The sequence below is a fragment of the Pseudomonas sp. KNUC1026 genome, assembly GCF_021650705.1.
GTDB lineage: Bacteria > Pseudomonadota > Gammaproteobacteria > Pseudomonadales > Pseudomonadaceae > Aquipseudomonas.
In genome coordinates this window covers 2,135,451-2,149,629 of sequence record NZ_CP087138.1, presented here as the reverse complement: position 1 = coordinate 2,149,629, position 14,179 = coordinate 2,135,451, and the positions used below count along the sequence as shown (strand labels likewise).

15 protein-coding genes are annotated in these 14,179 nt (G+C 58.4%); 6 read left to right on the top strand and 9 right to left on the bottom strand.

Annotated features, from left to right (window positions below):
- Positions 1-8: 8 nt before the first annotated feature.
- Together LN139_RS25165 and LN139_RS25160 are read right to left on the bottom strand one after the other, a co-directional pair.
- Positions 9-269: a CPBP family intramembrane glutamic endopeptidase gene (locus LN139_RS25165; RefSeq protein ID WP_329611031.1), complete on the bottom strand. Its 261-nt coding sequence runs from the start codon at positions 267-269 to the stop codon at positions 9-11.
- A 101-nt stretch (positions 270-370) separates the two neighbouring features.
- Positions 371-844, bottom strand: a complete 474-nt coding sequence (locus LN139_RS25160) for a hypothetical protein (RefSeq protein ID WP_329611030.1) — start codon at positions 842-844, stop codon at positions 371-373.
- 184 nt (positions 845-1,028) lie between these two features.
- Here LN139_RS25160 and LN139_RS09870 point away from each other — a divergent pair, with 184 nt between their 5' ends.
- Positions 1,029-6,197, top strand: coding sequence for a RecQ family ATP-dependent DNA helicase (locus LN139_RS09870; protein WP_236359739.1), 5,169 nt, complete (start codon positions 1,029-1,031; stop codon positions 6,195-6,197).
- 192 nt (positions 6,198-6,389) lie between these two features.
- Here LN139_RS09870 and LN139_RS09865 read toward each other — a convergent pair whose 3' ends face one another.
- The 5 genes from LN139_RS09865 to LN139_RS09845 form a co-directional block, all read right to left on the bottom strand.
- Positions 6,390-6,983: an SMI1/KNR4 family protein gene (locus LN139_RS09865; protein ID WP_236359738.1), complete on the bottom strand. Its 594-nt coding sequence runs from the start codon at positions 6,981-6,983 to the stop codon at positions 6,390-6,392.
- A 57-nt stretch (positions 6,984-7,040) separates the two neighbouring features.
- Complete coding sequence (locus LN139_RS09860; RefSeq protein WP_236359737.1) at positions 7,041-7,196, bottom strand: DUF7716 domain-containing protein; 156 nt, start codon at positions 7,194-7,196, stop codon at positions 7,041-7,043.
- 248 nt (positions 7,197-7,444) lie between these two features.
- Positions 7,445-7,981 carry a hypothetical protein gene (locus LN139_RS09855; RefSeq protein WP_236359736.1) on the bottom strand — a complete coding sequence of 179 codons (537 nt, stop codon included), beginning with the start codon at positions 7,979-7,981 and terminating at the stop codon, positions 7,445-7,447.
- A gap of 1 nt (position 7,982) precedes the next feature.
- Positions 7,983-8,357 carry a hypothetical protein gene (locus tag LN139_RS09850; protein ID WP_236359735.1) on the bottom strand — a complete coding sequence of 125 codons (375 nt, stop codon included), beginning with the start codon at positions 8,355-8,357 and terminating at the stop codon, positions 7,983-7,985.
- A 32-nt stretch (positions 8,358-8,389) separates the two neighbouring features.
- Positions 8,390-8,839, bottom strand: a complete 450-nt coding sequence (locus LN139_RS09845) for a DUF7832 domain-containing protein (protein ID WP_236359734.1) — start codon at positions 8,837-8,839, stop codon at positions 8,390-8,392.
- A 121-nt stretch (positions 8,840-8,960) separates the two neighbouring features.
- Here LN139_RS09845 and LN139_RS09840 point away from each other — a divergent pair, with 121 nt between their 5' ends.
- The 5 genes from LN139_RS09840 to LN139_RS09820 all read left to right on the top strand — a co-directional run bounded on the left by LN139_RS09840 (position 8,961) and on the right by LN139_RS09820 (position 12,770).
- Positions 8,961-9,530, top strand: a complete 570-nt coding sequence (locus LN139_RS09840) for a hypothetical protein (protein WP_236359733.1) — start codon at positions 8,961-8,963, stop codon at positions 9,528-9,530.
- Positions 9,531-9,690: 160 nt separating this feature from the next.
- Positions 9,691-10,095 (top strand): hypothetical protein, encoded by a 405-nt coding sequence (locus tag LN139_RS09835; protein ID WP_329611029.1) that lies wholly within the window; start codon positions 9,691-9,693, stop codon positions 10,093-10,095.
- A 144-nt stretch (positions 10,096-10,239) separates the two neighbouring features.
- Positions 10,240-11,064, top strand: a complete 825-nt coding sequence (locus LN139_RS09830) for a hypothetical protein (RefSeq protein WP_236359731.1) — start codon at positions 10,240-10,242, stop codon at positions 11,062-11,064.
- Positions 11,065-11,100: 36 nt separating this feature from the next.
- Entirely contained in the window at positions 11,101-11,517 is a 417-nt protein-coding gene (locus LN139_RS09825; RefSeq protein ID WP_236359730.1) for an immunity 22 family protein, read from the top strand.
- A gap of 5 nt (positions 11,518-11,522) precedes the next feature.
- Positions 11,523-12,770: a DUF4303 domain-containing protein gene (locus tag LN139_RS09820; protein ID WP_236359729.1), complete on the top strand. Its 1,248-nt coding sequence runs from the start codon at positions 11,523-11,525 to the stop codon at positions 12,768-12,770.
- A gap of 3 nt (positions 12,771-12,773) precedes the next feature.
- Here the strand turns inward: LN139_RS09820 and LN139_RS09815 are convergent, their stop codons facing one another.
- On the bottom strand, positions 12,774-13,379 hold the full coding sequence (locus LN139_RS09815; protein WP_236359728.1) for a DMP19 family protein: 606 nt from the start codon (positions 13,377-13,379) through the stop codon (positions 12,774-12,776).
- Positions 13,380-13,416: 37 nt separating this feature from the next.
- The gene (locus tag LN139_RS09810) at positions 13,417-14,049 is read right to left on the bottom strand and encodes an SMI1/KNR4 family protein (RefSeq protein ID WP_236359727.1); all 633 of its coding nucleotides are present in this window, start codon (positions 14,047-14,049) and stop codon (positions 13,417-13,419) included.
- Positions 14,050-14,179: the final 130 nt, after the last annotated feature.

Sequence of the window (14,179 nt, the reverse complement as noted above, 5' to 3'; positions counted from 1 at the left end):
TTGCATTCTCAGGGTTGCAGCGGCGCCCCAATGAGCAAAATTGCAGTGCCATGGGTGAGTACGGCAGGCCAGGTGCCCCATTTGAGGCGCACCAGCGCGCAGGCCACACCTTCTAGAAGTGTGAAGACCAGCACAGGCCAGCCCGCGTTTGTGAGGATGAAAGCCAGGTAAAAGTGGCAGGCGCAGAACGCCAGCGCACTGCCGATTGCTGCGTACCAGGCCGTCATGCGGCGCTCCAGCCATCCCTGGAGCATGCCGCGAAACAGCACCTCCTCCAAAGCGTTGCCGGCAAAGGCCAGTGTGGCAAAACCCAGTAACCAGGGGAGTGGCGCAAGCGGGAGGCCAAAATGCAGCCTGATCGGCAGCCCAATCAGGCAGCCGGCCAGGTACCCACCGCGAGGCCCGCGACAGGGCTTGCTTTGAAGCCGACGACCAGCTGCCAGCACTGCGCAAGGAACGTGCGGATCAAAACCGGCGATACCATGGAGGCGCTGCCGAGAAAGAACAGCACCCAGGGGTTGGCGTGAAAGCGCAGCGGAGGCTGCCCGCTAAGTGCCCACAGCCCGGCCGGGGTCATTTGATCGCGCAGGCAGATGAAGGCCGCAATCAGGATGAGTACACGCAGGCCTTGCCGTAATGCGGGTGTGAAATACAGCCCGGCGATAAGCACGCCGATGATCGGAGGCAGCCGCAGCAGGTAGTCGAGTAGCACTGAAAGTGTATCGGGCGCCATGAGTTCATCCATGAAGTTGGGGCAGCGGAGCGGGTGATGTTGAGCGGTGCATCTTCGGCTGCCAGGGTAGCGATACGGGGTATCGATAACTGCGATGAATTCCTCGCCCATGGCGATAACGTTTTATCGATAAGGGTGCAGCCGCAGTTGTCGCATAAATCTCATGCCCACGGTGCTTTAACAGAACTTACCCATAGTTGTGCCGCGGCGTTGTTCGTCGAGAGAGGTTTAATGCATGGCCCTTTGCCTGTATTCTGCGTAATTCTGTAGGTTTCAAGCAAGGATTGCGTCAGACATGTTCCCCGTGCACCAGGAAAAAGCGCTCGTTGTCGACCTTGAGGTTTATCCGGCAACGCCCGGTAAGCCGGAAGAAATTTTCAAGGTCGGGGCGCTTCGGCAGGATCTGGGCGCTTCACTCGAACTTGATGTGAAGAAAAACCTGCCGCAAGTACTGGCGCAGGTGGAAGGGCTGGCCGAGGGTGCGGAGTACCTGCTGGGGCATAACCTGCTCGATCATGACTTGCGCATCCTGCGCGAGCAGGCCGCAGAGCTCGGGTTGCTCCACCTGCCGGCGCTGGATACTTTGCGCCTCTCGCCCCTGGCATTTCCGCGCAACCCTTATCATCGGCTGGTCAAGGACTACAAACTGGTCCGCGACACCCTCAATTCACCACTGGCGGACTGCCGCCTGACCCTCTCGCTGTTCAATGACCAGCGCCAGGCCTTTGCCGAATTGCAGGAGCTGGAGCCTGCCGAGCTGCTTTGCTACCAGGCGTTGCTGGCGCCCACGCCCGAGCTCGATGCCGGGGGGCTGTTCGCCGCGTTGACCGGGCAGCAGGCATGGGCGGTGCAGGATATCGGGCCTTTGATCGAGCGGCAGTTGGCTGAGCGCGACTTCGAGGCCAACCGCGACCTCAAGGTATGCCGCACCCGCCTTCGAAAGCTGATCGCCGAAGACCTGCGAGATCCCGACGCGCACCTGCCGCTCGCCTATGTGCTTGCCTGGCTGCGGGTGTCGGGTGGCAACTCGGTGCTCGCACCCTGGGTGCGCTATCAGTTCCCGAAGGTGGGCGCGCTCATCCGCGAGCTTCGTGATCAGCCGTGCGGCGATGACGGCTGCCAGTACTGCTGCACCACGCATGACCCGCGCCACGAACTGCGGCGTTATTTCAAATACCCGGATTTTCGCCGGGAGCGCTCCGGCGAACCGCTCCAGTACCGCATCACCCTGGCCGGCATGCGCGGGCAGCATGTGCTGGCGGTGCTGGCCACCGGTGCCGGCAAGTCCATTACCTATCAGTTGCCGGCGCTCAACCGTTATCACCGCAATGGCAGCCTGACGGTGATCGTTTCGCCGCTGCAGTCGCTGATGAAAGATCAGGTTGATGGCCTGGCAGCCAAGGGAATTCACTGCGCCAGCGCTTTCAATGGGCTGCTCACGCTGCCCGAGCGCATGGACGTGCTGGAGAAACTGCGCCTGGGTGATATCGGCATCCTGTTGGTGTCGCCAGAGCAATTTCGTAACCGCGCCTTCTGCAAGGCGCTCGAGCAGCGCGAAGTCGGTGGCTGGGTGTTCGACGAGGCCCATTGCCTGTCGAAATGGGGGAACGACTTCCGCCCGGATTACCACTACGTGTCACGCTACATCGCCAAGTACCACGCAGGGCGCGAGCCGGCGCCCATCGGCTGCTTCACCGCAACGGCCAAGCCGGAAGTGCTGGCCGATATCCGCAGCCATTTCAAAGACGCGCTGGGCGTAAGTTTCGCCGAGTTCCTCGGCAGCCACGAGCGTACCAATCTGACACTCGAGGTGATGCCCTGTAGCCGCGCTGAAAAGTGGCAGCGTGTCTATCGGCTGCTTGATGAGCATTTGACGCAGCAGCCAGGGGCGGCGGTGGTGTTCGTCGCCAGCCGCAAGTCGGCTGAGCAGTTGGCGGAGTTTTTGAGGGGGCAGGGGCTTGTGTGCGAGCATTTTCATGCAGGCATGCAGCCTGCCGAAAAGCTCAAGGTGCAGGCTGCCTATCAGGATGGCGACGTTCCGATCATCGTGGCCACCAATGCCTTTGGCATGGGGGTGGACGAAAAAGACATCCGCCTGGTGGTGCATGCCGACATTCCCGGCTCGCTGGAAAACTACCTGCAGGAGGCCGGGCGAGCAGGGCGTGACCAGCAGCTGGCGCACGCGGTGTTGCTGTATGACCCGCAGGACATCGAAACTCAGTTCGGCTTATGCGAGCGAGCCTGCTTGAGCCAGCGGGATATCCAGCAGATCCACAAAAAGCTCAACAGCGAGTTCAGACGCCGTGGCCAGAAGCCCCTGGTGATCACCGCAGGCGAAGTGCTCATGGACGACAGCATCCAGACCTCCTTCGGTGCTGATGCCGCCGATGCCGATACCAAGGTAGTGACCGCTGTGGCCTGGTTGGAGCGCGGCCGGTATCTGACCCGCGAGGAGAACCACACGCAAATCTTCGCCTCTCGCCTGGCGCTGCCTCGCGAAGAGGCTGAGCAGCGCATTGGCGAGTCGAACCTGCCTGACCGCCGCCGGCAAGAATACCTGTCGATCCTGCGTTACCTGTACCGTGCCAATGCCGATGAGCGCATCAATACCGACAACCTGGTTGCCCTTGCCAGCCTGGAACCTCAGGAAGTTGCCTTTGTGCTCAAGGACCTGGAAGCACGCGGGCTGCTGGTCAGCGACACGCAATTTACCGTCGTGCTCAGCAACGGCCGCACCGAAAGCTCGCAGCAGCAACTCCAGGAGTTGCTGGCGCTTGAAAAAGCATTGCTGGAGACGCTTAGCGAACAGGCGCCCGATGCGCCTGGTGGCGGCTGGCAGGATATGAGCGTCGCGATGCTGACGTCGGCACTCAAGCTGCGCCTGGGCCGTAAAAACATCTTGCCGCTGGATGTGCTGCGGCTGTTGCGAGGCCTGGCGCCTGACCGAGATGGCCATCCCGAACGGCGCGCCAACAGTTTCGACTTGCGCATGATCAGCCACGATTACATTCGCTTGAGCATTCGCAAGGAAAGCAGTTGGCAAGTACTCGAGGGCATTCGAGAAACACGCGCTGTGGTCGCCAGCAAGTTGCTTGAGCATTTGCTGGCCAAATTGCCTGCGCGTAAAAAGAACCAGGTGGCCGAGGCGACGTTTGGCGAACTGGAGGCACTGATCGATCAAGACCTGGAACTGAGCCAGAGAGTGCCGGCCAATCGCGGCAAGTACATCGAGCGGGTGTTGCTGTTCCTGCATCGCCAGGAAGTCTTTTGCCTCAACCACGGCGTTACCGTGATGCGCCGGGCCATGACTTTGAACGTCGATCTTCAGCGCTCCCGTTACCTTAAAGAGGACTATCAACTTCTCGACGAGCACTATCGCGAAAAACGCATCCAGGTACACGTGATGCGCGAGTACGCCGAGCAAGCACAAGGTAATCCACAAAGGTCGCGCCAACTGGTGGCAGATTATTTCAATATCGATAAGTCGGCTTTTCTGAAGCGCTATTTCGCTGGCCGTGAGCACGTGCTCAAGTACGCCACCAGCGAGGCCTCCTGGCAGATGATCGTCGAGGCCTTGAGCGACACACAGCGTGCCATCGTTACCGACGACCTGGACGCCAACCGGCTGGTGCTGGCCGGGCCTGGTTCTGGCAAGACGCGGGTCATCGTCCACCGCATTGCCTACTTGCTGCGCGTTCGGCGGGTGCCTGCCAGCGCCATCGTGGCGCTGACCTTCAATCGCCATGCCGCCAATCAGATCCGTAAACGCCTGGTGGCGCTGGTGGGGGCCGATGCCTATGGGGTCAGCGTGATGACTTACCACAGCCTGGCCATGCGCCTTACCGGCACGCGCTTCGAGCGTGGCGATGAGGTGGACGAAGGCGCATTGGGCAAATTGATGAAAGACGCCGTCGACTTGCTCGAAGGCTCCCTTGTGGTGCAGCCGGATGAGGATGAAGACCAGGCGCTGACCCAAGACGATCTCGACGATGCCCGTGCCAACAAGCGTGCCGAGTTGCTGCGCGGTTATCGATACATCCTGGTGGATGAATATCAGGACATCGACGAGGTCCAGTATCGCCTGGTCAGTGCGCTGACTGGCCGCGGCTCATCCGATGAAGGCAAGCCGTGCATCATTGCCGTAGGCGACGACGATCAGAACATCTACGCCTTCCGTGAGACCAACAATCGTTACATCGAAGAGTTTCGCCACGAATACGAGGCCAGCAATGCCTTTCTGGTGGAGAACTACCGCTCCAGCGCTTGCATCATCGCGGCGGCCAATCACCTGATTGGCCTCAACGGCCAGCGGCTGAAGGCCGACGCGCCGGTGATGATCGACGCGCGCCGTTCGGCGAATGCAGCCGGTGGCGAGTGGAGCGCTTTGGACGCCGAGCGCCAGGGGCGCGTGCTGCGTTTGCAGATCGGTGCGGCCGATCGTGCACACGGCAACTGCCAGGCCCAGGCTGCCATGCTTGAACTGGAGCGGTTGCTGGGCCTGGAAAACGGCCTCTGGGATGGTTGTGCAGTGCTGGCTCGCGCTCATCACTATCTACTCCCGGTCCAGGCGTGGTGCGAGTTGCACGGGATCGAGTACCACCTGGCGGCAGACAAGGACAGCGTGTTGCCGCTGACCAGCCAGCGCGCGTTCGTTTCAGTGGTCGCCCAGCTTGAGCAGTCAGGCCAGGCGCTCACTGCAAGCGAGGCATGGCGGCTGGTTCAGTCTTCGCTCGACGACTATGCCAGGCCATTGTTCGAAACCGCTTTCGATGAACTCGAAGTCGAACTCGGTAATTGCCAACTGCAATGCAAGGCGGTGATCGACTGGCTGTATGACTATGCGCGCGAAATCCGCCAACAGCCTCACAGGGGCTTGTATCTTGGAACGGTGCACTCTGCCAAGGGACTGGAATTTCGCCATGTGGCGCTGTTGGACGGCGGGTGGGATATGCGCAATGAGAAAAATATCGAGGATGAGCGCCGGCTGTACTACGTCGGCATGACCCGGGCGGAGCAGACCCTGACACTGTGCGAGTTCGGCGGCGGTGAAGCGTTCAGCGGTAGCCTGCCTCCCAGCGTTGCTTGCAAGCGGTTTACCGGCCAGCCAATGCCCGAACTGCGTAAACGCTATTTGCAGCTGAGCCTCAAACACATCGACCTTGGCTATGCCGGCAGGCAGAGCGAGCGCCATTGGATTCATGCGGCATTAGGTGGATTGCAAACAGGCACCCCATTGACGCTGCAGGCAGAATCCACTGGCGGGCGTTATTTGATATTGAACGAGTCAGGCGCGGCGGTAGGCCGAACTGCGGCTTCCTTCAACCCTGAGTTTGTTATAGAGGCCTGCGAGGTTGCAGCGGTGCTGGTTCGTTCAGCCGAGCAAAGTGAAGAGGCCTATCGTGAGCTTTGCAAGTGCCAGCACTGGGAAGTTGTGGTGCCCAGGGTCTGGGGCATGCCGGGTTGATGGGTCTAGGCTCTGTATGAAATGTATTCCAGCGAAGGCAAGGCAAGGCGAAAACAGGCGAGGAAGCGGAGTTTACTGGTTGTAAATGAGCATTCCGACCGGGCTCGCGATCGAGCCTGTTTTCAACGCAGCATGGCCGAGCTGGGATGCATTTCGTACAGAGCCTAAGTTCAGGGCGATGGTATCCGCGCCTCAGTAGTCGCCATCCTCGAAAACGAACGCGTAATCGTCATCGATCAACTGCTGCAAATACTGATCGAAGCTTGGCGCGATCACCTTGTAGCTGTCAGGGTCGTGGAGGTAGCGCACGACCTGGCCCACCTTGCCGCCGGCCGCTGGGTTGAAGTCGATGTACAGCCTCGAAGTTCCTCCATTGTTCATGCAGTGGGAGAAACACAGCCGCTCATGCATGCCCAGCGAAACATCGATTCCGGGGCCGACCAGGTCGGGCTCAGTGTCCAGATAGCCGGCATAGATCTGCGCAATGCTGCGGGTGTAATCCACACTTTCTTCAAGGATCTGGTCGACCGAACTGAGGTAGTAGGGGTACTCAAATACATCGGAGCCCAGTACCAGCACCAGAACCTTGCCAGCGGGGTAATCCCGATAGTGCGTGCCGTCGATGTGGCCAAGCAGCTCCAGCAGGCTGTCGGGGCACAGCGGATAACGCTCGGCCAGCCGCTGAATATCTGCCGCGCTGGCGCCGTGTGCAGGTTGCAACTCATCGAGTTGTTCGGCCGGCAAGGCTTTGCGCAGGCCGGCGAGGTAGTTATCGACGAGGCTCATGATTGTGAGGTCCTTGCAAACAGGGTGAATATCCGTGCATCCCGCTGGAGGCTTACGCTAACCCTGCTCTGAATTGGCGTGGGCATCAGCGCGGGGCGGGCTGAATTCGATGAAGGCGTCGTTCTGGTAGAAGTATTCGAAGGCCTTGAAGTACCTCTGTATGGATGCTTGAGGCAACTGCTGGTCGACGTTGAAGATCACGTCTTCGATCATGGCCTTCTCCAGTGTCGATACCCAACCGTCACTAAATACCTGAAACGGCAGATAGTCAGTGGATTCGGGGCGAAATCACGACTGTCCAGTGAGAACGCACCGCGGGTATCGAGCGTCCATCCGGCCGCTGGCAGGTAGAACCAGCTGTCAGGCATGTGGGCGATGTTCTGCAGCACGTCGCGAATGCTGTACGTTTTCATAGGGCCTCATGTCCGGGCTGTTCAATCAGGCGTATCAAATCACAACAATCACAGCCTGTGGGGCAGGGCCAGCGATGCGATCAGGTCGAGGGTGGCAGGCTCCGCCGAAGCGATTGCCGCCGCCTGCGCCACCAAGTTGTCGAGCACCTGCTGCTCAGCAGCCAGCAGTGCCACCAGCGTGTAATCAGGGTCGCATTCGTAACACAACAAGTCAGCGTTGTTCTGGGTCATTTCAATACTGGCCTGCAATAAAGCCAGGTCGCCAGAGGTTGCTGCTTCCATCAGATAGGCCAAAGCAATGAAAGCGTTTTGCGCATAGGCCCCTTCCTCTTCACCAAACTCATCGGTATCAGGTATGTGGGTGCCGATCTCTGCCTTCAGGGCGCGGCTGTCATGGGCCGTGCCGGCCGCGTAGGCTGCCAGGCCACGGCCAAAGAGGCCTGCCAGGCACTGGTCGTAGCGGCGGTCGAACATCTCGACCAGGCGCAGGCTTCTGTACGTGTAGCTGGCGATCACCAGCCGCTGTTGCTGCTCGGAGAGCGCCTGATAGCCCGGCTGGCGGATAAGGTCTTTTGAGGATTGCATGTCATGGCTCACTGGCAACAGCCTTGATCAAGTCGTCGATGGATGAAAAAGCCATTGCATCATCTATGAACGGGTCCCCTGAGTCCTGCAGGTAAAACCGATGCTTTCCGGAGCGCTCCAGCAAAATCAGGCGCCCGCCGGAGTCGTCACCCACAAGCAGATGATCAGGAAAGTAAGCCGCAATTTCGTAAGTCTGCTGGCGTTCGGTAATCATGTCAGTGGAGTAAATCTGCACGAGGTCGATAATCATCGCGCCGTCGCACTGTGCCCAGAATCCACATATCCAGGCGCGCGGTTCTATAGTGCATTGCTGCATGGCCAGCGTGATCGCTTCAGTGCTGGCAGGCGGGTTTTTGCTGGTGTAAGGCAGATCCATCAGAAGGCACTCACTGCGGGGCGCTGAGCCCTTCAAACGATATATTCGGGCTGGCCAGCCGCCTGCCAGGCCCCAAAGCGTGCGCCTATCACACCACTCAGCTGGTCGTAATGGGCCCAGCTGTCCTCAACATGGTAGAGGCCTTCAATGCTGGCGCCGAATGTCAGCAGGTAGTCGTCGACGTAACGGCTGTCGTTGTTCAGCCCTTGGTAATAAGCGACGGCGAATGCATTGCCGGTCTCGGAGAACTCTTCGTCGGTCAGTTTTTCGTCCAGTACAGTCATCAGGAATCGTGCGCCGGTGAGGGTGCGATCCTTGAGTTGGGCCAGTTCGCTCTCGGCGTCTTCTTCGAGCTCTTCACTGGCAAGGTCATTCATCAGCATCCATGCCAGGAACATACCGATATGGGTGGCACCCGCTGCTTCGGGCAGCTCCGCCGGAAAGGTGCCTCCGTAATGCCAAGAGGCATCGTCATATTTCATGTGGTGCTCCAGTGATAGGGTGCAGCGCGTGGATGTGGGTATGATCCCGAGAATTGCAGGGCGGATCGTCGCCATGTGGGATCGCCTTTTGAAATGATGGTTCAACCTGTGGGGGCAACGGATGAAAACAGAGGCACAGATAGAGGCCTTTATTCCCGGTGTGGTTATTTTCGATCCGGCCGTGTTGAGCCGCTTCATCGCCGAACATTGCCCTGATGATTCCAATGTCTTTGAGATTTTCGTCGAACAAAGCAACATAGGCAGCCTGGCCGTGCAGAGCGGGGCGGTGGTGCCCATGTATCCCATTCCCGAAGAAAATTATGTGTTTCGTTTGCGCGATGAGCGCATGCGTCCTTTCGAGCAGAGCAACGAGGCGGTTTTTCGATACGAGGATATTCCACTGAATGTCGTCAGCGGCCTGTTATTGATTGCGGATTTGCATGCGCTGATGGATTGGGACCCGGAATTTTTCCTGAATTACAAAGCCCGGCTCTCTGATCGTTTGGGAAATAACGACTATCTCGATATCGAGCCGGGGTTTTATTCATTGAGCATCACCGGTTTTAACCAGCTTGGTGCGGAGCTTTCTCAGAACGTGTATCAGTTAGGTGTTACTGCCGTCGAGTCGTTACCGGCTGTGCCGAATGGCGCAAACTTTGATCGGTGGGACTTCAGGATCGAGCGGCTGTAATAAAAGTCAGCACGCCTGGCGCAAGTTTGTTTTAGGTGCGGGTTTTGCAGTGAGTTTGTTGTAATACTCGCTCTTTATTAATGGTTTCAAATTATGTATAATTTCGGACTTTTTTCGCTAAGGAAGACGATCGATGTCGGTAATCAGGAGTGTTTGGGCAGTGCTTTTCAGTGTCTGCTTGTTGGGTTCGTCCGTTGCGATGGCCGAGGAGGCGCGCCCGGAAATCGCTGACAAGATTTTCGCCTACAGCGGCGAGATGGGCGTCAAGGTCTGGATCTTGCGTATCGGTGATCGTGCTGCCAATGAAGCACTGGTTCAAGTGGCGGGTGTAGACAACGAGTGGAACCTGCGCATTCAGAAAATGGCCGTGGAAAAAACCAACAAGGACACGCGTTATTCCGTCCAGCGAGACGGCAAGCGCTACGAAGTATTGCGGCTGGATCGGGACGTTGGCGAGCTTTACTTGCCGGGTGAGAGCCATGAGCTGCGCGTCGTCTATAACGATGAGTTGTCCATGACGGGCCGCCCGCAGGCATTCCTGACCGAATTCCTCGAGCAGAAGTAAGGTTGCAGCCTTGCCTGATCGCAGCACTCAGGCAAGGCAGGCGGGTACGCAATTGCAATCCGAGAATATCCTCGATTCGTAGTTGAGCGTAGCGATAGCCATCACTATTAGGATACATCCTGCTGATCGGGAGAGGTCGATAGTATGAGTGCAGCACCTGAAGCAGCCATGATTGCCGTAAACATGCACGGCGAAGACCCGATGCTGGATATTCCCTGGCCGCAGATACAGGGTAATCAGGCGGTCTTCATCGAGCGAATAACACTCGCGCAGGCAGATCTGGAGATTTTGGGTAGCCAGATTGAAAGGGAGCTCTACCTGTTTGGCGGTACCGTTTTTACGGGTGAGGTCCACCCCAGATATGGCAGGTTGCAGCAGGTTCATTACCTGGTCATAGAAAAGCAACTGCACAATGGTGCACTGATCTATCATCCACTCTCGCAAAATGAAGGCGTGATGTTCAGCCGCAAGGGGGAAGATACCGAGCGTGCTTGTGTCGACATGCTCAAGAAGAAAGACATTCTCTTTTTGCGCCGCCCACCCAAGTGGAAAGCGTCAGAAGCCAGCATCCCTGCCTGTAACGGGCAGCTGTTTCATTTCTGCTCGCAAGTGTACCTTCCGGAAACCGCGACCAATCGCAACTACCTGACCTTTGTGACCACCGTATTCTTGTTTGTGCATGTGCTTGAGCGGGATGAGCTACGGGTACAGGTTTTCGCCCAGGACACGTCCGAGCAAACGGCTGAAGATCATTATCGATTGGAAAGCCAGATGATGCGTTTCGAACAAGAGTACAACGACACCGCGGTTGTTTTGCAACTCGTCAAAGCCGGCAACAAATTGCTGCACGAGTATCTGCTCAACCATCCCAACGCTGGTAAACATACGTTGGAGCTGCTGGCAGAGTACGGTAAAACCAAAGCGCTCAAAGCCGAAGCTGCGAAAAGGGCAGTGGCTAACCTTCAATAGGCTTTTATCGCGGCGCTGGCAGGCATGGAGCATTCAGTGAATACGTATAACCTGGAAAACTATGAAAAGGTGCATGTTTGGGTAGGCACCAACTTTACGCCAGAAAGCGAATATCAAAAATACTTCGAATTGGACTATTCCGTGGAAGGCGATTTTGATGATCCTGCGTACCGTGTGTGTGGCTTCTGCAGGGATGTCGGTGCCAAGTGGTACGACGAAGATTTCATCGGCATCATCGCGCGGCGCGCCAAGCCGGTTGCGGTCGAAGAAATCCTGAAGGACGCCCCCATCGATCCGAGCGACTGGGCGAGGGCCATGGCCGCTTGCGCAGCGTTAGGCATTGCAGAGGCCAATGCGACGTTCTGGTATACCGACGGTGATGGCGTGCTCAGCATCCCGCCTGAAAACAGTTACAACGGCTTGCGCTATCTGGGGCTGTTTGAAGGGAGCTGAGAGCGATGATGAACTGGAAAGCTTTGGAGCGGGCGCTGTTCGACGCCGCCAGGCATAGCTTGCAAACATTGCTCGATGAAGGCTGTAGCCCACTGTACGCTGCGGCATTTCACGCCAGCTACCGGGAAGAAGAGGCTGTGCTGTCGCTGCCCAGCTTTGCCGCAAACAGCCTGCAAGCACTCAGCCAAAGCTGCCCCGATGAGCAAGATCAAAGCTTCGGTTCGGTGAAGTGGAACCCGGCGGATTGGCAGTGGGATTGGGAAATCTGCGCTGCCGAGCCGTTCACGCCCCTTGACGATGAGTTGCAAGCCCATGCCAACCGGCTTGGCGCGCGCCAATGGCAAGCGGCTGAGCGGCGCTTTCTGGTCACTGTGAGCCGTGCCGCCAGGGCGCTGGGCCGGCATTTCTGCCAGCACCCGAATGTGGCGCCTGGCTTCGTTGTGTTTTTCCATGACTTCGCTGGCGATATTGCCCTGGCCCGACGCAGCCTGACGCGCCAGCAGTTCGAGGATAATTTCCCTGTCGAATGGGGCATCGAAAATACCTTGCGCAACGTCTCTGCCTTGCCGTATGCCGAGCAGGCGGCTTTCTACGTCGGGCGCTTGCACCATCATGACGGCGTGTCGGCGGAATACGCAGAGCGCTGGTTGATTGCCAATAGCCGCCCCGCACAGGCTGCGCTTATCGAGCAGGTCAATGGGCACACGGAACCCACACCGGCGGCGCGGATTCTCGGGCTGGCGGGCATTGCCGACCAGCCCGTGGTCCAGGCCCTCCGGCGGCAGGCAGTGGAGGGCGCCGAGCGGCCGACACGCCATTGGTGCGCAACGGCCCTGGGTTATCTCGGAGATGTCGACTGGCTCGTGCAGCAATCACCTGAACTCGCGGTCGCGGGCATCTGCGCTGACTTCGGCGGTTTCCGCTGGCGGGGCGTGCGGCCACTGGTGCTGAGCTACAGGCCCCTTGAGCGCCTGCTTGATCAGCGCCCTGAACTTGGGCCTGCGGTTGAAGAAGCCCTTGAAGCCGCTTGCGGCAGAATCGACACTACTGCTGCTGATGTCAGCGAAGCCTTGCGTGGCCTGTCTTCACCCCACGTCGCCATTCGCCGCCATGCTGTGAGTGGGTTGAATAACAGCGGCATGCAACCTTGCGACGTGCTTCGGGCAATCGAGGGCCTGTGCAGGGTTACACAGGATAGCGATGAGCAGGTGCGTTATCTCGCGGGCGTCGGGCTCAACGCCATGCAAGGCTGACAGTCACTCAACTTCCATTTCGAACAACCGGTGCTCGCGGGCGTACCTCAGCAGGCGCTCGTTGAGTTGTTCGGCGTCGAGGTAAAATTGCGTGTCGAGGGCATCCAGTGCGGCTTCGCAATCAAGGTCCCGTTCGTCTGCGTAGGTGGGCATGCTCAGTTGGCGCAAGGCTTGTTCGGTGGGTACCGGCTGGGCACCGAACAGCAGGTGTTTCGCCTCATGGAGCAGGGCCAGCGTCTGCGTTGCCCCAAGTTCCAGAAGCCCCGCGCAAGCGCTGGCGTAGTGATCTCCCGAGGAGTTGCCGAAGTATTGATCGAGGCCGCCGTTGTACACCTCACCCTGTAATGCGCTGACTGCGTAATAATGCTGTTCTGCCAATGCCAACTCTGAGAGCCCCTCGGGAGAGTGGTGGACGCGCCCGACCAGTGCGTTCCAATACAAAGCCTCCGCGCTCGCAAGGTAACGCCTGTGCTCTTCGCCCCGGAGTTTGCCGTCTTCGATATTTTGCCGATAGCCGCCTTTGCAAGGCATGCACATTCCATCGTTGCGAGCAGCCGTGGTTGGCAGTATCAACTTCGCGCAAATACGGCAGGGTTGTTTTTCGCTCATGGGTACTCCGTTGTCGTTCTGCAGATGCCAGCGGTGCTCAGCGCATCCAGTCACGCAGAACTGCGAATTCAATGGGGGCCGGCTGCTCGAGCCTTTGCAGCAATGCTTTCTCTTCTTCCCGAGAAATAAAGGCGTTGACTGTTCTCGGGAGGCTCCTGGGGCCATCCTTGAATGCCAGGGCCACGCAGGGCCTGGAAAACAGGTCGGCCAGCAGCGCACAGTCTGCCGGCAGCAATACAGGGTGAAGCGATTGCCCCTCATGCATGAGTGCCATGCCAACGTCTTTTTGATGGGATAGCCGGGTCACATCTGTGGCGAGGCCTATGTATTGGCTTGCCACCCATGAAGAGATATCGGTGTGAGCAAGGCTTGTGAGCTGACCATAATGCAGTGCTTGCGTAATCCCGGCCATGCCGGTTTCCAGTTGCACGAAACACCAGGGTTCACCGCTACCATTGTTCGCGAACGGCAGAAATGTTCGCCCTTGCTGGTCTTCGGGATTAAGCCACTCATCGATCTCACGCTCGGCCTCTTCGGCATCGAGCCAAAACAAATCCTCCACGCTGCGCATGGCTCCTGTGCCTGAATGCGCTAGGTCGAGCAGTGCTGAAAAGCGTTCCGGCAGTTGGATGCCGAGCTTGAGTGCGAGTGTTTGAAAAGCGGTGTCCATTTCAGCGTCCTGGTATAGCTAGACGGCAGTTGAGTCGGGGATGGGTGTGCTGCTTCAGGCAGCGCTGTTAAACAGGCTGCCGGGGTGTCCAGACATTCCCCCGGGCAGGGCGCCATGTCGTTGCCCGCTC

Bases quoted from the DNA above. Each gene is read 5' to 3' on its own strand.
- LN139_RS09865 (WP_236359738.1), bottom strand. From the start codon at position 6,983: ATGAGCCTCGTCGATAACTACCTCGCCGGCCTGCGCAAAGCCTTGCCG.
- LN139_RS09840 (WP_236359733.1), top strand. From the start codon at position 8,961: ATGAAAACAGAGGCACAGATAGAGGCCTTTATTCCCGGTGTGGTTATT.
- LN139_RS09830 (WP_236359731.1), top strand. From the start codon at position 10,240: ATGAGTGCAGCACCTGAAGCAGCCATGATTGCCGTAAACATGCACGGC.
- LN139_RS09815 (WP_236359728.1), bottom strand. From the start codon at position 13,379: ATGAGCGAAAAACAACCCTGCCGTATTTGCGCGAAGTTGATACTGCCA.
- LN139_RS09870 (WP_236359739.1), top strand. From the start codon at position 1,029: ATGTTCCCCGTGCACCAGGAAAAAGCGCTCGTTGTCGACCTTGAGGTT.
- LN139_RS09860 (WP_236359737.1), bottom strand. From the start codon at position 7,196: ATGATCGAAGACGTGATCTTCAACGTCGACCAGCAGTTGCCTCAAGCA.
- LN139_RS25160 (WP_329611030.1), bottom strand. From the start codon at position 844: ATGGGCGAGGAATTCATCGCAGTTATCGATACCCCGTATCGCTACCCT.
- LN139_RS09820 (WP_236359729.1), top strand. From the start codon at position 11,523: ATGATGAACTGGAAAGCTTTGGAGCGGGCGCTGTTCGACGCCGCCAGG.
- LN139_RS09850 (WP_236359735.1), bottom strand. From the start codon at position 8,357: ATGGATCTGCCTTACACCAGCAAAAACCCGCCTGCCAGCACTGAAGCG.
- LN139_RS09810 (WP_236359727.1), bottom strand. From the start codon at position 14,049: ATGGACACCGCTTTTCAAACACTCGCACTCAAGCTCGGCATCCAACTG.
- LN139_RS09855 (WP_236359736.1), bottom strand. From the start codon at position 7,981: ATGCAATCCTCAAAAGACCTTATCCGCCAGCCGGGCTATCAGGCGCTC.
- LN139_RS09845 (WP_236359734.1), bottom strand. From the start codon at position 8,839: ATGAAATATGACGATGCCTCTTGGCATTACGGAGGCACCTTTCCGGCG.